Raw genomic sequence first — 15,415 nt, 5'->3', positions numbered from 1 at the left:
GCGCGATAGCGCTGCTCGACCACCGACATGTCCACCAGGGCCAATCCGGCCTCCCGCGCATCCCGCCAACGACGGGAGCACAACGAAGCCGATCACGGCCGGTGTCAAACATGTCCTGAGAACACGGTGTCAAGCATGTCCCGAGACAGGACAAACGCTTGACCCGGACCGGGTGAGGACTTTCTCTACAGGATCAAGAGCGGCCCTGGCGGGCCGCCAACGGGCGGCCCGCCACGGCACCCCGCCTCCTGCCTCCGGCCCGGCGGGCGCCGCGCGGGCACGCCCGTCCACCGGCAACGCAGACCACCCAGAACCACAAGAGATGTCCTCGCCGGACGGGCAGGTCTCCGGGATAGCGGCGCAAGAAAGTCCGCGGGCCCGGCGGGTGGGGTGGTTGCGAGGTGCCATCCCGACGACCTCCCGAAGGGCTATCACACCGCCGGCGAGCGGCAAGCCTGGCCAATCCCAGTCCGGTCGACGTCGAAGGTTGCCGCCCGCCACCGGCGTGATCGGGCTGAGCCAGGTCGACGGGATGGCATGTTGACCTCGCACCTCTCGTAGATTGTTTACTATCGAAGGCGCAGTCGCTGCTCCTGTTCAAGACGGACGATCTCGGCGCGAACCAGGTTGTGCACATCCAGGTCCGCCCGCTCCTCGTCGAGAAGCTCGACAGCGATAGCGTACTTCTGCTCCTGGTACGACCTTCGCGCAGAAACGCCCCAGGGGCTTGGATTGTGAGTTACAACAAGAAAGTAGTTCTCATCGTCGGGATCCCACGACCCGTCGACGAACTCCCTCTTTACTAAAGTGTTCGACTCAAGCCGAGTGACACCCGGCTCCAGGGAAGGACGAAGTGCACCATCCGGAAGGTTGAGCTTGACCAATTCGGGGTTCGCGTCACGCTCCTTCTTAGTCGGCTGCTTCGAGTAGATCGCGTCGACATCCTCGAACGACAACCGGCGCACAAGCTCAACCGTCATGTGACCAGCAATGTACTCACGCCGGCCTCTTCTAACTGGCGGGTCGTACGCCAACGCAACCCTGAGAGTGCGCCGCGTTCCGCCGCGAGCGAACTCATACGGGACCGGTAAGCGGTGAACTACGGTGGAGTTAGTTGCCATCTGCGCCTGGATCGTCAGGATCGCGTGAGGGCCATCGCTCTCCAGAACGTTAGCGGCCTCGGGGGTGCCATAAGCGCTAACTCTGAACTTATCGATCGCTCCAAACTCTCTGTGTCCAGCCCTGCGAGAAGAGAGCGCAGTGAGCGCGCGAAGCAGATTAGCATCGGCGGTTGGATACCTAGACGCGAGCATCGCCACTTCGTGTGCAACAGCAGGTGCGCTAAAGCTCGTTCCAGATGAGAATCCGAGAGCTCGTCCTCCTCGATCGGACGGGATGGCAGTCAGCACTGCAACGCCTGGGTCATCGTCGCGATAGGTCGGGTAGTCCGCATGACTTACGAAATTGCCGCCGTCGGCTACAAACTCTGGTTTCAGCATGCCCTGCGAGGTTCTACCCTTCACAGGCCCGCAGCGGGTGAACGGGGCTGGCGATCTAGCAGGGGCGACCGCCAGCTCTCGTTCGCGTATTCGACTTCCGGGGACGTCCCGAAGCGATAGTGCACCGACTGTGATAGCCAAGGCAGCATCGCCGGGATCAGCGATTCCCGCGTCTGCATCTGAAAGATACTCGGGGTATCGGTCGAACCACCCGCCCTCGGGGATCGACTCTCTGTTGCCCGAGCTCAGTACAAACACAACGTCCAGTTCACGGGATAGCCAATCGATTGTATAGCAGAGATCAGAAGGAAGCAGTGATTGCCGAGGATAACGACGATTTACGGACATCGTCACCACCCGAACGGCATGTTCCTCCACGAGCCAGCGAACGGCTTGTTCAACTGTCTTGTGCGCTTCGCCCGCCACCTCCATCTCCCCGTCCGCTCGAGTGTCGAAAACACGGGCGCAGATCAACGGAGATGATACGGGAGCCGGCCCTCCGTCTGGGGAGGAAGAACAAATTCCCCCAAGAAGCGATGGAGGCGACACGGGTCCCATGCGAGTCGGCGCCAGCAAACGCGTAGCCATCTGGAAACGTTCGAGCTTCGAGCACGCGGTCAGCCAAGACCGGATTGTCTGAGACAACAACACCGTCAACTACCCCGATAGGAGCGCCCTCGGGCTGGGGGAGTGTCCTCGTCACCTCCGTCTGCGCAACTTGTGCTTGTGTTAGGCGCGGACGAAGCGGAGGACGAATTCGCTCAATCCATGGTTCTTCCAGTAGGCGCTCAAGTGTCTCGCGAAGAAGTCTCGCTCTCAGCATTGTGGTTTGCGGCCGCGGGTCGACGCTCACGACTCGTTCTACAGGGGAAACGTCAGCCGTCCCAATCGCCTGCTCAACTGCCGCGCGCACGGTAGCGATCCGCTGATCCGACGCGGCCCGACTCTGTGATGGCCAGATCAAGATGTCGAGCACTTCCGGCTGCTCAAAACTTAGCTCTGCCAGCTCTGGATCGAATCGATCCTCCGGCCCATAAACCTCAACACCTTCGAGGTGGTCGAATAGCTTGGCCCAACTCTTGGGTCGCTCCCATACGTCGCCTACCTCAGTGGGTGCGTACTGAGCCAGAAGATCGCTGAGCAGCCGCCTGGCACCCCGAGTGCTCATCACGGCGTACGTCCAACCGGCTCCCTCTCCGAGTTGAGTGAGGTTCAGACCGTTTAATGGACCCGCCTCCAAGCGCGTGGTTCCACTCAACTTGAGTACTAGCCGGGTTTCGGGCGCGTCCTCGTCGACCTCTTCGGGAGAGGGACCCTCCAAGTACGGGTCAATCTCGCGTAGCTGTCCCCGCAAATTCTCTGAGTGCTCCGGCCGCTTAACGGGGGCTTCGGGCTGCGGGTTGCCTCGCTCTCTGCGACTACCAAGGGTTCTTCCACGCGGCAGCGGCAAATGGTCGGCCATGTATTCAGTTGTAACACAGCTCTCACTCGAACGTGTTACGACACGCCGATAAGGCTACAGCACCACCCAAGCGGACTAGCAACGAGCGCGGATCACATCCACCGGCGGCGAAGGGTACGCCTGACCGCTTGCTCAAGATCAGTCGGGTTCACGCACTTGCGCCCTGCAAGGAAGCTATTTCGCAAAGCATCCACCGCCACCCGCTCGACCGCGGCATGTGGATATCCCTCTAGCTGATCTGCTGCGGCATTTAGTGAAAGATTTTCCGCACTCTTCCGCATTAGACGTCGAGCTAGGATTGACGAGCGCTGAGCTCCAGTTGGGAGGGGGACTTCCACAACTTCCGCAAAGCGACGCCATAGCGCGGAATCTAATATATCTTGATGGTTGGTCGCTGCCACTAGCAGAGAAGGGCCAGAGTATCTGTCCACAAACTGCAAGACAGCGTTAACTACCCGACGAAGCTCCCCGTGCTCGCTATCGTCATCACGACTCTTACCTAGACTATCGAATTCATCGAATAGGACGATATATTGACCGGCGCTAGCAAATTCGAAAACCCGCGCCAAGTTGCTAGCGGTCTCACCCAGGTAACTTGAAATCACCGAATCTGTGCGGACAACCGCTAAGGGTCGACCCAGCTCTGCAGCGAGAGCGCCAGCTATCGACGTCTTTCCACAACCCGGCGGACCGTAAAGCAGAAGCGATCGGCGGCGCGGGATACTCGCCGCGTCGAGCTCGTTCCACATTGAGACTTCTTGAACAAGCTCAGCAAGTTCTTCCTCAAGGTCAGCAGGAAGAACCAGATCGTCCAGATACGTCTCCGACCGAGTTATCTCGATAAGAGGAAGGCTAGACTCACGGTCCGTTGGCGGCTCGGGCTTAAGCGCCGGACTGGCTGGCGTAGAGTAATGGGAAGAGCCTGTTGATAGCAGTTTTCTCAAATCGCGAGCCAGTGCTACGTGCTTTTTAGACTCTTCTTCCTCAATTATTTTCATTGCCGCACGGCGAAAAGCAAGGTCGTCGTGATCGCGATAAGCCGCGATCATCGCCTTGATATCTTTCCCCGCCATATTGTTACAGTACCTTTTCGGGCGCCGAGCAGTCAAATTGTAGTTCAGTGCATCCGGCTATAGTTTGACCATTAATGGGAGTGACGTCAGCGGCTGGCGGCCGGGTGCGCGGCCGAGGCGCGCCGTTGGGCTGTGGCATACCCGATCACGCTCCCCCGGACAGTCCGCCTGACGTGGCAACGGCTGGATACCCCCGGAGTTACGCCAGCGACGCCGCACCACACGTTCCGTCACACCTCGATGCGCTAGGAACCACACCCTCGCATCCACCCCCGACATGCGCGAGGGCTCGGCCGGCCACGGCCGGAAGCTCCCATGCATGCCCCACCGCGGGTACAGATCGGGTACAAGACGCAGGACGCACTGGCCGACACCAACAGACAGCGTCAGACAGCGTCCGGGCACGTCAGAGACCGGGCGGAGCCGAAGTCGCAGGTCGGGCACGGTCCACGAACTACCGCTGAGGCGTGTGGTGGCCGCGGTGCGCGACCGCAGGCCCGGGGACCTCGACGCCCTGGCCGTGGCGCTGGTCGAGGTCCACCGGGTCGACGGCTATCCCGTCGAGGGCGTCGCCGACCCGTACGCCTGGCTCACCCCGCCGGGCACCCTGCACGCCTGGGTCGCGACGGTCGACGAGGCCGTCGTCGGCCACGCGCTGGCCCGGACCGCGCAGCCGGAGGTCGCGGCCGTCGATGCCTGGGTCCGGCAGGGCGGTGACATCGCCACCACGATCGTCGGCGCCCGTCTGATCGTCGCCCCGGCCGGGCGAGGTCGGCGTCTGGGGATGCGGATGGCGTGCACGCTCACCGACTGGACCGTGCACCACACCCTCGACATCGTCGGTGACGTCATGGCCAAGGACACCGCGGCGAATCGCGATCTACGAACGCCTCGGCTGGCACCGGCTCGGCACCACGATGCCTGACACCGGCCCCGGAACCCAGGTCCCGGCGTACCTCTACGCGAGCGGTGAGCCGGGGAACGTCAGACCCGGCGGTGACGGCCGGGACGCGCGTGGCGAACGGCGACGGCACCGGCGACCGCGGCCGAGCCCAGGAGGGCGTAGGTGAGGGCGTCGGAGCCGTCGGACGGGGCGGAACCGTCACCGGCGGCAACGCCGCCGACGGGGTAGTCGTTCGCGGCGTTCACGGGCTCGGTCGCGGCCGCCGGCCGGACGTCGATGTCACGGGAATCGTCGCCGGAGTCGTCGCCGGAGTCGCCGGTCTCGTCGCCGTAGCCGAACGACTCGCAGGCGATCCCGTCGTCGTCGGCGTCGAGGCGCTCGGGGTCGCTCGGGTCGTCGTCGAGGACGGCCTGGGCATCGGCCTGCGAGGAGAAGTCGGCGCAGTCGCGGTCCTGGGTCAGCCCGGTGCGGGTCGTTGAGGACGCCGCCGAACCGGACGACGAGGACCCGGACGTCACCGGCGTCGAACCCGAGGACGTCGGTTCGTCGGTGAGACCGAGCTCCTCGCTCGCGGAGCGGCTCGGCAGGCTCTCGCAGGCCCGCCCGTCCTGGTCGTTGCCGTCGAGGCGGTGCGGGTCGGAGGTGTCGGCGTCGTAGACCTCCTGCGCGTCCTCCTGGAAGGAGAAGTCGCCGCAGTCCTTGTCGGGGCCGGCGGCGAGCGCCATGCCCGCTCCGGGCCCGAACACCCCTAGCAGCGTCAACGTCCCGAGGGCGGCGGCGCGGGTACGGCGGGTCCGGCGGACGGCGCGGTGAGCAGGCACGGAGGGTCTCCCGAGGTGGTGTGGTGGAGCACGACGTCGCACTCAGCACCACCGTCGCCACCGGCTCCGCGATCGTTAGGGGAGATCGCGGGGAACCACACGAGCGGGGTAAGTCCGGACGACCGGGACAACCCCGCAGGTCCTGCGGCGTCTCTCGGGGGTTGCACGCCGGGACTCGGGGACGGGCTCGGGGTCGTCCCCGATCCCACGAGGTCCGCCGTCGAACAGTCTCGGGGACATGCGCTCCCGTCGGTCGTGGTTCGTGGTCGCCGCGCTGCTCGCCGCCGTGCCGTTCGGCGCGGGTCAGGCGATGGCCGGGGAGGACTCCCCGCCCCGCTGGACGCCGACCGAGATCGTCGTCGGGACCGTCGGCCACGACGGGACGCGGAGCGTCCCGACGGCCGGCTCGGGCACACCGTCCCCGGCGCCCGACCTCGAGTGCGGGATCGTCCCCGACTCGCCCGCGTGACGCCCACCCTGCGCGGGCGCCGCCTGGGGTAGGCAGAGCGCATGAGCGAGCGGATCGTCGTCGTGGGTGGCGGCTTCGCGGGATCGGACGTGGCTCGGCGGCTGGAGCGGCTGCGGCCCGCCGCGGACATCCGGCTCGTCTGCCCCGACGACTACATGCTCTACCTGCCGCTGCTGCCGCAGGTCGCGGCCGGGCTGCTGCCGGCACCCGCCGCGGTCGTGTCGCTGTCGCGGCGGTTGCGCGGCACGGTGCTGGTGCCCGGCCGGGCGACGGGCATCGACCTCGACGCCCGCCGGGTGCTCGTCCACAGCATCACCGGCAACAACGAGGTCCTCGGCTACGACCGGCTGCTGCTCGCGCCGGGCAGCGTCACCAAGGTCATGGACATCCCCGGGCTGCGCGAGTACGGCCGGGGCTGCAAGACGCTCGCGGAGGCCGCGTATCTCCGCGACCACGTGCTGGGCCAGCTGGAGGTCGCGAACACTTCCGACGACCCCGACGAGCGGGCCCGACGCTGCCGCTTCGTCGTCGTCGGCGGCGGTTACGCGGGCGTCGAGACCGCCGCGAACCTGCAGCTCATGACCACCGCGCTCGCACGGCGCTTCCCGCGCCTGGACCCGGAGCTCGTGCAGTGGCACGTCGTGCAGCACCGCGACGGGCTCATGCCCGGCCTCGGCGACCGGCTCGGCGAGGACACGCGGCGCGTCCTGGAGGCCCGCGGCATCCACGTGGACCTCGGGACGAGCCTGACCTCGTGCGACGACGAGTCGGTGACGCTCTCCGACGGCCGCCGGCTCACGACGCAGACGCTGATCTGGACCGCGGGTGTCTCCCCCAGCCCGCTGATGGGCCGCCTGGACGCCGCCACCGACCACGGCCGGCTCGTCGTGGAGGCCGACCTGTCGATGCCGGGGCACCCGGAGGTGCTCGCGCTCGGGGACGCGGCGGCGGTCCCCGACCTCGCCACGGGCGGCGGCGCCGTCTGCCCGCCGACCGCCCAGCACGCGTCACGCCAGGCCCCCGTCGCTGCCGACAACGTCGTCGCCGGCCTCACCGGAGCGCCGACGCGCGAGTACCGCCACCGCGACCTCGGCATGGTCGTCGACCTCGGCGGCACCGACGCCGTCGCGAAGCCGTTCGGCGTCGACCTCACCGGCGGCGTCGCGGCCGGGGTGACACGGGCGTACCACCTGTGGGCCATGCGCGCCCCGGCCGCGATGGCGCGGGTGGCGTCGGCGTGGGCGCTCTCGGCGCTGCACGGCGCGAGCGCGGTCCGTCTCGGGTTCCTGACGGGCGCGAGCGGGCGGCTCGCGGAGTTCGAGCACACCGACGACTACCTCGACCCCGCGGCGACGCGGGCAGCGATCGCCGATGCGCTCAGGCTTCGCGTGTCTCGAGGGTGACCAGCCGGCGGTCGATACGGCCGAGCGCATCGAGGATGCGGTCGAGCTGGGGCATGACGAGCGCCGCCGCGGCGTAGGGCCGCGGGCTCCTGTCGGCGGCGAGCTCGCGGTGGGCGTCGGCGCGCAACCGGTCGACGTCGACGTCGAGCGCGTGCAGGACCTGCGAGGCGTCCTCGGCGTCGTCGGCGAGGACGGCCACGAGGAGGTGGCGGACTCCGAGGCTGGGGTCGGCGGACTCGTCGGCGACGCGGACCGCGGCGTCGAGGGCGGCGACCGTGCCGGGGGTGTAGGGCCGGCGGCCGGTGTGCCCGCTCCCGCGCCACCGGATGGTCGCCTCGGCGCGCACGCCGTCGAGGTCGAGCGCGTCGAGGAGCCCGCCGCCGCGGTCACGCTCCTCGCGGGCGAGACCGACGAGGAGGTGGACGGTCCGGATGCGGGCGTCCCCGCCCCGGGCCGCCTCCTGGTCGGCGAGGAGGAACACGCGGGTGACCCGCTCCGTCTGGCGCGCGGCGATCGTCATGTCGACCACCGTCGCGCCCCGGACCGTCCGCCACCTCAGGGTCGATCCCCGGTCCGTCCCGGGGTCGGTCACCACTCCTTGGCGTAGTAGTAGCTCGGCTCGGTCGCTCCGGGCTCGATGAACGCGTAGCCGTGCGCGGCGTAGAAGCGGCGGGCGTCCACGTCCTCGCCGTCGACGTTGACCTCGACGATCCGCCCGCCGCGCTCCGTCGCCAACGACTCGACCGCCTCGATCAGGGCGTGCCCGATTCGCCGGCCGCGGCGGTCCGGGCGCACGTAGAGCTCGTCGAGCAGCGCGACCGGGCCGTCGAACCAGACGTTGGGACGGAAGGAGACGACGGCGAGCCCGTCGGGCGGGTCGTCGTGGAGCAGGGCGACGAGGTCGTCGGTGCCCAAGCGCTGTCGCAGCCGCTTCGTCAGCATCTCGACGCCGGGGGTCGGGGTGTCGAACTCGGTGTTGAAGTCGTCGAGCAGGGCCGCGACGGTCTCGGCGTCGTCGGGTCCCGCCCGCCGGACCTCACCCACCGGACCCGTACCGGCGGGTGATCACTTCGAAGTGGTGTCCGCCGGGATCGTCGACGTCCAGGCCGCGGCCACCGTCGTCGGTGTCGTACTGCCCGACCCAGCGCCGCCGGGGGTCGGCCCAGTACGTGATGCCGCGGTACTGCAGCTTCGTCAGGATCACGTCGAAGTCGCCTCGCCGACGAGGAACGCGACGTGCTGGCCGGGGAAGTCGAACGGTGGGGCGGCGTAGTCGATGGTGAACGTGTCGTCGACGTCGACGGCGAGGAACGGCCCGGCCTCGGAGGGGGCGGGCAGGTCGAGGAGGTCGGCGAGGAACTGGGCGGACTCGCGCGCGTCGTGGGCGGCGAGCGCGAGGTGATCGATACGAACGGCCATGGGGTGTGTCACTCCAGGGCTCCGGGCGCCTCCATCCGCCGGTCTGGCACCGGCCCGGACGCGACGCTGCCGGTATCTGATCGTGAGGCTCGCGTCTCGTCAAGGAGCGATCGAGCGGGCGGATCTTCTGACGTTCAACGCCGGCCTTTCGCCTCCGGCGCGGCAGCTCTGCTGCGCCGCGTGCCGCCGGTGGCCCCCAGGCTGAGGCGCCTGGTCGGCGTGTCGCGCGAGCGAGGCTGTGGCGATCCTGGCGTCAGACGCCAGCGATGCCGCATCGCTCGCACACCCCGTATGCGGTGGGGTCACCGGCCGCCGTTGCGGGCCATGGCCTCGAGGCGGGCGATGCGGTCGGCGAGGGGCGGGTGGGTCGAGAACATGCGCGAGAGGCCCTCGCCGGGACGGAACGGGTTGGCGATCATCAGGTGCGACTGGCTCACCAGCTGCGGGTCCGGCGGCAGCGGGGCCACGGCCGTGCCGTACTGCAGCTTGCGCAGCGCCGAGGCCAGGGCGAGCGGGTCGTGGGTGAGCGACGCGCCGCTGGCGTCGGCCTGGTACTCGCGGGAGCGGCTGATCGACATCTGGATGATCGCGGCCGCGACGGGGCCGATGATCGCGACGGCCAGGGTCGCGAGGACGTTGCGGCTGCCGCCGAAGAGCTGGGCGGCGAGCACGAGGTAGGACACGACGCTCGAGAGCGCGCCGGCGACCGACGAGATGAGGATGTCGCGGTTGTAGACGTGCGAGAGCTCGTGGCCCAGCACCCCGCGCAGCTCGCGTTCGTCGAGCAGCGCCAGGATGCCCGTGGTGGCACAGACCGCCGCGTTGCGCGGGTTGCGCCCGGTCGCGAAGGCGTTCGGCGCGTCGGTGGGGCTCACGTAGAGCCGGGGCATCGGCTGGTGGGCGTCGGTCGCGAGCTCGCGGACGATCCGGTACATCACCGGCTGCTCGGCCTCGCTGACCGGGCGCGCGTGCATGGCGCGCAGCGCCAGGCGGTCGGAGAAGAAGTACGAGTAGCCGTTGACCCCGAGCGCCACGACGAGCGCGATCAGCAGCCCGGTGCGCCCGAACAGCGAGCCGATGATCAGCACGATCGCGCTCATCAGACCGAGCAGCGCGGCCGTCTTCAGCCCGTTACGCACCGGTACCTCCTCTCACCTCGGACGCTTCGCACTCTCCGAGGTGGACAACGCGGGCGACGCGCGGCCCGTTCCCGAGCTCAGTGCGCCGCGCGGGCCGCCTCGATCACCTCGCGGGAGGCCCCGAGCGCCTCGAGGTCCTCGAGGCGCCCGTGGCGCAGGAAGTGCTCGACGCCGACCCGGAGGAACAGGGCCCGGGCGGTGCCCGCGACCTCGCCGTCGAGCTCGCCGAGGAACGCGACCCCGGACGTGAAGATCTTGCGATCGACGATGGCGTCGACCCGCGAGCGCAGCCACAGCGTCGTGCCCACGGGCACCGGTCGGCGGAAGTCGGTCTCCAGGCGGGCGGTGACCGCCGAGCGCGTGATCTGGGTGTACGCGGTGCCCAGGGTGTCGTCGAAGGCGGTCACGAGCATCCCGCCGTGAAGCAGCCCGGGCGCCCCCTGGTGCTCGGCGAGCACGTCGAAACGGCTGTGCACGGACACCCCGTCGTCACCGACCCACGAGCGGATGCGCAGGCTGCCCGGGACGTCACCGCAGCCACGGCAGCCCTCGTAGTGCGCGGCCGTCGACTCGCCCGGCTCGGGTGCCCTGGGGTGCCGCTGCGGCGCCTCGGCGTCCGCGGGCGGCTCGATCGACATCGCCACGCGCCGCACGTTACCCATGACAACGACCTCCCCGGCCGCGAGCCACGTCACGCGAACGGCATGCTGAGGGCCATGGCCACCGCATCAGGGTCCAGCTCCGCTGCGCTCCGTGTCCCGGACGTCAGACTCGAGCGCCTCGACGGCCCTCATGAGGGCACTGCCCTGCTCACCGTCTCCGACCCGAAGCGGCGCAACGCCATGACCGCGGCACTCTCGGAGCGCCTCGTGGCCGTGCTCGGCGAGGTCGGCGCCGACGAGTCCGTGCGCGCCGTCGTGATCACCGGCGACGACGACCCCAAGCCGGCGTTCTGCGCCGGCGGCGACCTCGACGAGCTCGCGGCCGCGGGCGAGGCGGGCCCCGACGCGCTCGAGCGCATCTACGCCGGGTTCCTCGCCCTCGCCGAGTGCCCGCTGCCGACGTTCGCCGCCGTCGACGGTCCCGCCGTCGGCGCCGGGCTCAACCTCGCGCTGGCCGCGGACGTGCGTATCGCCGGCGAGACCGCCCGCTTCGAGCCCGGCTTCCTGCGCCTCGGCGTGCACCCCGGCGGTGGCATGACGTGGATGGCGCAGCGGCTGCTCGGCCCCCAGGTGACCACGGCGATGCTCCTCGGCGGCGAGGGCCTCGACGCCGCGCGGGCCGTCGAGCTGGGCCTGGCCCTGCGCGTCGCCACCGGCGAGGGCCGCGACGGGCGGGCGGGAGAGGACGCGGAGCGGAGCTCGACCCGACGATCTGCGGCGGTGAGCGAGGCCCTGCGGATGGCGGCGGTGTCGGCGGCGGCGCCGCGCGAGCTCGTCGTCGCCACCAAGGCCACCCTGCGGGCGACCGCGCAGCTCGACCGGCACCGCGACGCGGTCGCCGTGGAGGTGGGTCCGCAGCTGGAGTCGCTGCGCTCGGAGGGGTTCCGCGAGGGACTCGCTCGTGTGCGCCAGGCCACGTCGAAGACATGACGAAGACATGACGCAGTGCCGTCACGCCGAACATCGACGGTGCGCGATCGTCCTTTTTCGGTCCAGCCTGTGACCCACGACCAGCCGCCGACCGGTCACGGAGCGGTGAGGTTAGCCTGAGGAGTCCGCTCCTGATCGAGGGGACGTACCACGAGGAGTGCGAAGGGACGGATGGAGCTCGATGAGCACTGACACCGCCGTCGGGCCGCCGAGTCGGGAGGTGCGCCAGACCCATCGGGTCGTCATCCGCTTCGCGGGCGACTCGGGTGACGGCATGCAGCTGACCGGTGACCGGTTCACCTCCGAGGCCGCGGCGTTCGGCAACGACCTCGCGACGCTGCCCAATTTCCCCGCCGAGATCCGCGCTCCTGCCGGCACGCTGCCCGGGGTGTCGAGCTTCCAGCTCCACTTCGCGGACTACGACATCCTCACGCCGGGTGACCGCCCCGACGTGCTGGTGGCGATGAACCCGGCGGCGCTCAAGGCGAACCTCTCCGACCTCCCGCACGGCGGGATCCTCATCGTCAACACCGACGAGTTCACCAAGCGCAACCTCGCGAAGGTCGGCTACGAGGCGAACCCGCTCGAGGACGACTCGCTGGAGCCCTACACCGTGCACCAGGTCGCGATGGCGACACTGACGCGCGGCGCGCTCGAGCCGACCGGGATGAGCAAGAAGGACGCCGAGCGCGCGAAGAACATGTTCGCGCTCGGCCTGCTCTCGTGGATGTACCACCGCGGCACCGAGGGCACGGAGCAGTTCCTGCGCGAGAAGTTCGCCAAGAAGCCCGAGCTGGCCGAGGCGAACATCCTCGCGTTCCGCGCCGGCTGGAACTACGGCGAAACCACCGAGAGCTTCGCGGTCACCTACGAGGTCGCGCCGGCCCGTCTCGCCGAGGGCACCTACCGGCAGATCACCGGCAACCTCGCGCTGGCCTACGGCGTCGTCGCCGCCGGTCAGCAGTCGAAGCTGCCGGTGTTCCTGGGCACCTACCCGATCACTCCGGCCTCGGACGTCCTGCACGAGCTCTCGAAGCACAAGGGCATGGGCGTCACGACGTTCCAGGCCGAGGACGAGATCGCGGGCATCGGCGCCGCGCTGGGGGCGTCGTTCGGCGGCGCGTTGGGCATCACGTCGACCTCGGGTCCGGGTGTCGCGCTGAAGTCGGAGACGATCGGTCTCGCGGTGGCGCTCGAGCTGCCGCTGCTGATCCTCGACGTACAGCGCGGCGGGCCCTCGACGGGCCTGCCGACCAAGACCGAGCAGGCCGACCTGCTGCAGGCCATGTACGGGCGCAACGGCGAGGCCCCGGTGCCGATCATCGCGCCGCAGTCGCCCGCCGACTGCTTCGACGCCGCCCTGGACGCGGTGCGGATGGCGCTGACCTACCGCACGCCGGTGTTCCTGCTCTCCGACGGCGCGATCGCCAACGGCTCCGAGCCCTGGCGCATCCCCGACGTCGAGGACCTGCCCGACCTGTCGACAACGTTCGCCACGGAGCCGAACGCCCCGGACGGCTCCGGGGAGTTCTGGCCCTACCTGCGCGACGCCGACACCCTGGCCCGCCCGTGGGCGATCCCGGGCACCGCGGGGCTCGAGCACCGCATCGGCGGCCTGGAGAAGGCCGACGGGCGCGGGACGATCTCCTACGACCCGGACAACCACGACCGTATGGTCCGGCTGCGCCAGGCCAAGATCGAGGGCATCGAGGTCCCCGACCTCACCGTCGACGACCCGACCGGCCCCGACGATCCGGCCGAGGTGCTCGTCATCGGGTGGGGCTCGTCGTTCGGCCCGATCGGTGCCGCGTGCCGCCGCGTGCGGGCCGCCGGCCTGCCGGTGGCCCAGGCGCACCTGCGCCACCTCAACCCGATGCCGCGCAACCTCGGCGACGTGCTGCGCTCGTACCGCCGGGTGGTCGTGCCGGAGATGAACCTCGGGCAGCTCTCGATGCTGCTGCGCGCGAAGTACCTGGTCGACGCGCACTCGTACACCAAGGTCGCCGGCCTGCCGTTCCAGGCCGAAGAGCTCGCCGGCGTCCTCACCGACGCCGTGAAGGGGGACCTGCCCGCATGACCGCTGTCGAACTCGGTCAGCCGTCCTTCGGAGGCGGACTCGACCTTGTCCCGACCACCGACGAGACGCAGAAGGCCAAGGACTTCACCTCCGACCAGGAGGTCCGCTGGTGCCCGGGCTGCGGCGACTACGCCGTGCTCGCCTCGGTGCGCTCGTTCCTGCCGGAGCTGGGCCTGCGCCGGGAGAACATCGTGTTCGTCTCGGGCATCGGCTGCTCGTCGCGGTTCCCGTACTACCTCGACACCTACGGCATGCACTCGATCCACGGGCGCGCGCCGGCGATCGCCACGGGCCTGGCGGTCACGCGACCGGACCTGTCGGTCTGGGTCGTCACCGGTGACGGTGACGCGCTCTCGATCGGTGGCAACCACCTGATCCACGCGCTGCGCCGCAACATGAACATCACGATCCTGCTGTTCAACAACAGGATCTACGGGCTGACCAAGGGCCAGTACTCGCCGACCTCCGAGGTCGGCAAGGTCACCAAGTCGACGCCGATGGGGTCGGTCGACGCCCCGTTCAACCCGGTGTCGCTGGCCCTCGGCGCCGAGGCGACGTTCGTCGGCCGCGCGCTGGACTCCGACCGCAAGGGCCTCACCGAGGTCCTTCGCCAGGCCGCCGCCCACCGCGGCGCCTCGCTGGTCGAGATCTTCCAGGACTGCCCGATCTTCAACGACGGCTCGTTCGACGTCCTGCGCAAGGGCGACGACGTCGCCGAGCGCCTGATCAAGCTCGTCGACGGCGAGCCGATCCTGTTCGGCAACGAGAACGAGTACGGCGTCGTCCGCTCGGCCGCGGGCGGGCTCGAGGTCGCCAGGGTGGGCGGACCGGACGGCGTGGCCGAGGACGACGTCGTGGTCCACCACGCCGGCGAACAGGACCCGACGCAGTCGTTCGCGCTGTCACGGCTGTCCGACCAGGACCTCACCCACACCGTCACCGGCGTCTTCCGCAAGGTCGACCGCCCGACCTACGACGACGGCGCCCGCGCCCAGGTCACCGCGGCCACCGAGCAGGCCGAGCAGCGCGGGGACAACCTCCAGGCGCTGCTGTCCGGCAAGGACACCTGGGCGGTCCTGCCGGAACCCGAGAACGAGCAGTAGGCGACCGGGCGGCCCACCGACCGACGGTTACTGGCTGGTATTCCTCGCCCGGTGAGGGATACCAGCCAGTAACCAGGACGGGCCCGGCGAGTGCGGCCCGCATCACGCCACGGACGCGGGCAGGACGCGGCGCGCCGTGATGAGGTGCGGCGGTGGCCACCGTCGACCCCACCGTGACGGCGGGCGACGAGGACCGCACCCGGGGCGTCGGGCGTCCCGCCGGCGTTCTGGCCGCTGCTGGTGCCGGCGGACGCGAGGAGATGCCCGTCTCGCGCTGGATCGGCGTGAGCCACGTCTGGGCCGTGCTGGTCATCTTCACCGCCGACGCCCCCGTTACCTTCTTGATCAGGCCCGGTGAGGGCTTGCAGGCCGCCGGCCACGGCATGACTGAGTGCCCCTGTCGTTGATGATCTGGGGGGTGTTGTCACCGTGGTCGGAGGGCGCCAACGACCGC

At 69.3% G+C, this 15,415-nt stretch carries 16 protein-coding genes; 7 read left to right on the top strand and 9 right to left on the bottom strand.

Translation table 11 applies throughout. The features are described 5' to 3' along the window. Positions 1 to 569: 569 nt before the first annotated feature. Complete coding sequence (locus tag AC2A1K_RS34480; RefSeq protein ID WP_483900865.1) at positions 570 to 1,931, bottom strand: S8 family serine peptidase; 1,362 nt, start codon at positions 1,929 to 1,931, stop codon at positions 570 to 572. A 1,122-nt stretch (positions 1,932 to 3,053) separates the two neighbouring features. After that, entirely contained in the window at positions 3,054 to 4,034 is a 981-nt protein-coding gene (locus tag AC2A1K_RS34475; RefSeq protein ID WP_483900864.1) for an AAA family ATPase, read from the bottom strand. Between the two features lie 481 nt (positions 4,035 to 4,515). On the opposite strand from AC2A1K_RS34475, the gene AC2A1K_RS34470 reads away from it, so the two are divergent. Next, the gene (locus tag AC2A1K_RS34470) at positions 4,516 to 4,959 is read left to right on the top strand and encodes a GNAT family N-acetyltransferase (protein WP_483900863.1); all 444 of its coding nucleotides are present in this window, start codon (positions 4,516 to 4,518) and stop codon (positions 4,957 to 4,959) included. Positions 4,960 to 5,018: 59 nt separating this feature from the next. Here the strand turns inward: AC2A1K_RS34470 and AC2A1K_RS34465 are convergent, their stop codons facing one another. After that, positions 5,019 to 5,759, bottom strand: coding sequence for an excalibur calcium-binding domain-containing protein (locus tag AC2A1K_RS34465; protein ID WP_483900862.1), 741 nt, complete (start codon positions 5,757 to 5,759; stop codon positions 5,019 to 5,021). 238 nt (positions 5,760 to 5,997) lie between these two features. Here AC2A1K_RS34465 and AC2A1K_RS34460 point away from each other — a divergent pair, with 238 nt between their 5' ends. After that, on the top strand, positions 5,998 to 6,228 hold the full coding sequence (locus AC2A1K_RS34460) for a hypothetical protein (protein ID WP_483900861.1): 231 nt from the start codon (positions 5,998 to 6,000) through the stop codon (positions 6,226 to 6,228). Between the two features lie 41 nt (positions 6,229 to 6,269). Further along, positions 6,270 to 7,631 (top strand): NAD(P)/FAD-dependent oxidoreductase, encoded by a 1,362-nt coding sequence (locus AC2A1K_RS34455; RefSeq protein WP_483900860.1) that lies wholly within the window; start codon positions 6,270 to 6,272, stop codon positions 7,629 to 7,631. Here the strand turns inward: AC2A1K_RS34455 and AC2A1K_RS34450 are convergent. The 6 genes from AC2A1K_RS34450 to AC2A1K_RS34425 all read right to left on the bottom strand — a co-directional run bounded on the left by AC2A1K_RS34450 (position 7,606) and on the right by AC2A1K_RS34425 (position 10,851). Continuing rightward, on the bottom strand, positions 7,606 to 8,151 hold the full coding sequence (locus AC2A1K_RS34450) for a Clp protease N-terminal domain-containing protein (protein WP_483900859.1): 546 nt from the start codon (positions 8,149 to 8,151) through the stop codon (positions 7,606 to 7,608). The two genes, AC2A1K_RS34455 and AC2A1K_RS34450, sit on opposite strands and share 26 nt — an antisense overlap. A gap of 68 nt (positions 8,152 to 8,219) precedes the next feature. Beyond that, positions 8,220 to 8,675, bottom strand: coding sequence for a GNAT family N-acetyltransferase (locus AC2A1K_RS34445; protein ID WP_483900858.1), 456 nt, complete (start codon positions 8,673 to 8,675; stop codon positions 8,220 to 8,222). Next, on the bottom strand, positions 8,668 to 8,835 hold the full coding sequence (locus tag AC2A1K_RS34440; protein WP_483900857.1) for a VOC family protein: 168 nt from the start codon (positions 8,833 to 8,835) through the stop codon (positions 8,668 to 8,670). The genes AC2A1K_RS34445 and AC2A1K_RS34440 overlap by 8 nt, the downstream gene beginning before the upstream one ends. Next, positions 8,832 to 9,050: a VOC family protein gene (locus AC2A1K_RS34435; RefSeq protein WP_483900856.1), complete on the bottom strand. Its 219-nt coding sequence runs from the start codon at positions 9,048 to 9,050 to the stop codon at positions 8,832 to 8,834. The genes AC2A1K_RS34440 and AC2A1K_RS34435 overlap by 4 nt, the downstream gene beginning before the upstream one ends. 302 nt (positions 9,051 to 9,352) lie before the next feature. Next, positions 9,353 to 10,189 carry a zinc metalloprotease HtpX gene (gene htpX / locus AC2A1K_RS34430; RefSeq protein ID WP_483900855.1) on the bottom strand — a complete coding sequence of 279 codons (837 nt, stop codon included), beginning with the start codon at positions 10,187 to 10,189 and terminating at the stop codon, positions 9,353 to 9,355. A 77-nt stretch (positions 10,190 to 10,266) separates the two neighbouring features. After that, positions 10,267 to 10,851 carry a PaaI family thioesterase gene (locus AC2A1K_RS34425; RefSeq protein WP_483900854.1) on the bottom strand — a complete coding sequence of 195 codons (585 nt, stop codon included), beginning with the start codon at positions 10,849 to 10,851 and terminating at the stop codon, positions 10,267 to 10,269. A gap of 54 nt (positions 10,852 to 10,905) precedes the next feature. Between AC2A1K_RS34425 and AC2A1K_RS34420 the strand changes: the two genes are divergently transcribed. From AC2A1K_RS34420 to AC2A1K_RS34405, 4 genes are all read left to right on the top strand, one after another. Next, positions 10,906 to 11,781: an enoyl-CoA hydratase-related protein gene (locus AC2A1K_RS34420; RefSeq protein WP_483900853.1), complete on the top strand. Its 876-nt coding sequence runs from the start codon at positions 10,906 to 10,908 to the stop codon at positions 11,779 to 11,781. 181 nt (positions 11,782 to 11,962) lie between these two features. Further along, positions 11,963 to 13,858, top strand: coding sequence for a 2-oxoacid:acceptor oxidoreductase subunit alpha (locus AC2A1K_RS34415; RefSeq protein WP_483900852.1), 1,896 nt, complete (start codon positions 11,963 to 11,965; stop codon positions 13,856 to 13,858). Further along, positions 13,855 to 14,961 carry a 2-oxoacid:ferredoxin oxidoreductase subunit beta gene (locus AC2A1K_RS34410; RefSeq protein WP_483900851.1) on the top strand — a complete coding sequence of 369 codons (1,107 nt, stop codon included), beginning with the start codon at positions 13,855 to 13,857 and terminating at the stop codon, positions 14,959 to 14,961. Before AC2A1K_RS34415 ends, AC2A1K_RS34410 begins: the two co-directional genes overlap by 4 nt. A 152-nt stretch (positions 14,962 to 15,113) precedes the next feature. Beyond that, complete coding sequence (locus tag AC2A1K_RS34405; protein WP_483900850.1) at positions 15,114 to 15,368, top strand: hypothetical protein; 255 nt, start codon at positions 15,114 to 15,116, stop codon at positions 15,366 to 15,368. Positions 15,369 to 15,415: the final 47 nt, after the last annotated feature.

Source organism: Actinomycetospora sp. 2LY8.5 (assembly GCF_057180585.1).
This window is presented reverse-complemented; position numbering and strand designations above follow the sequence as displayed.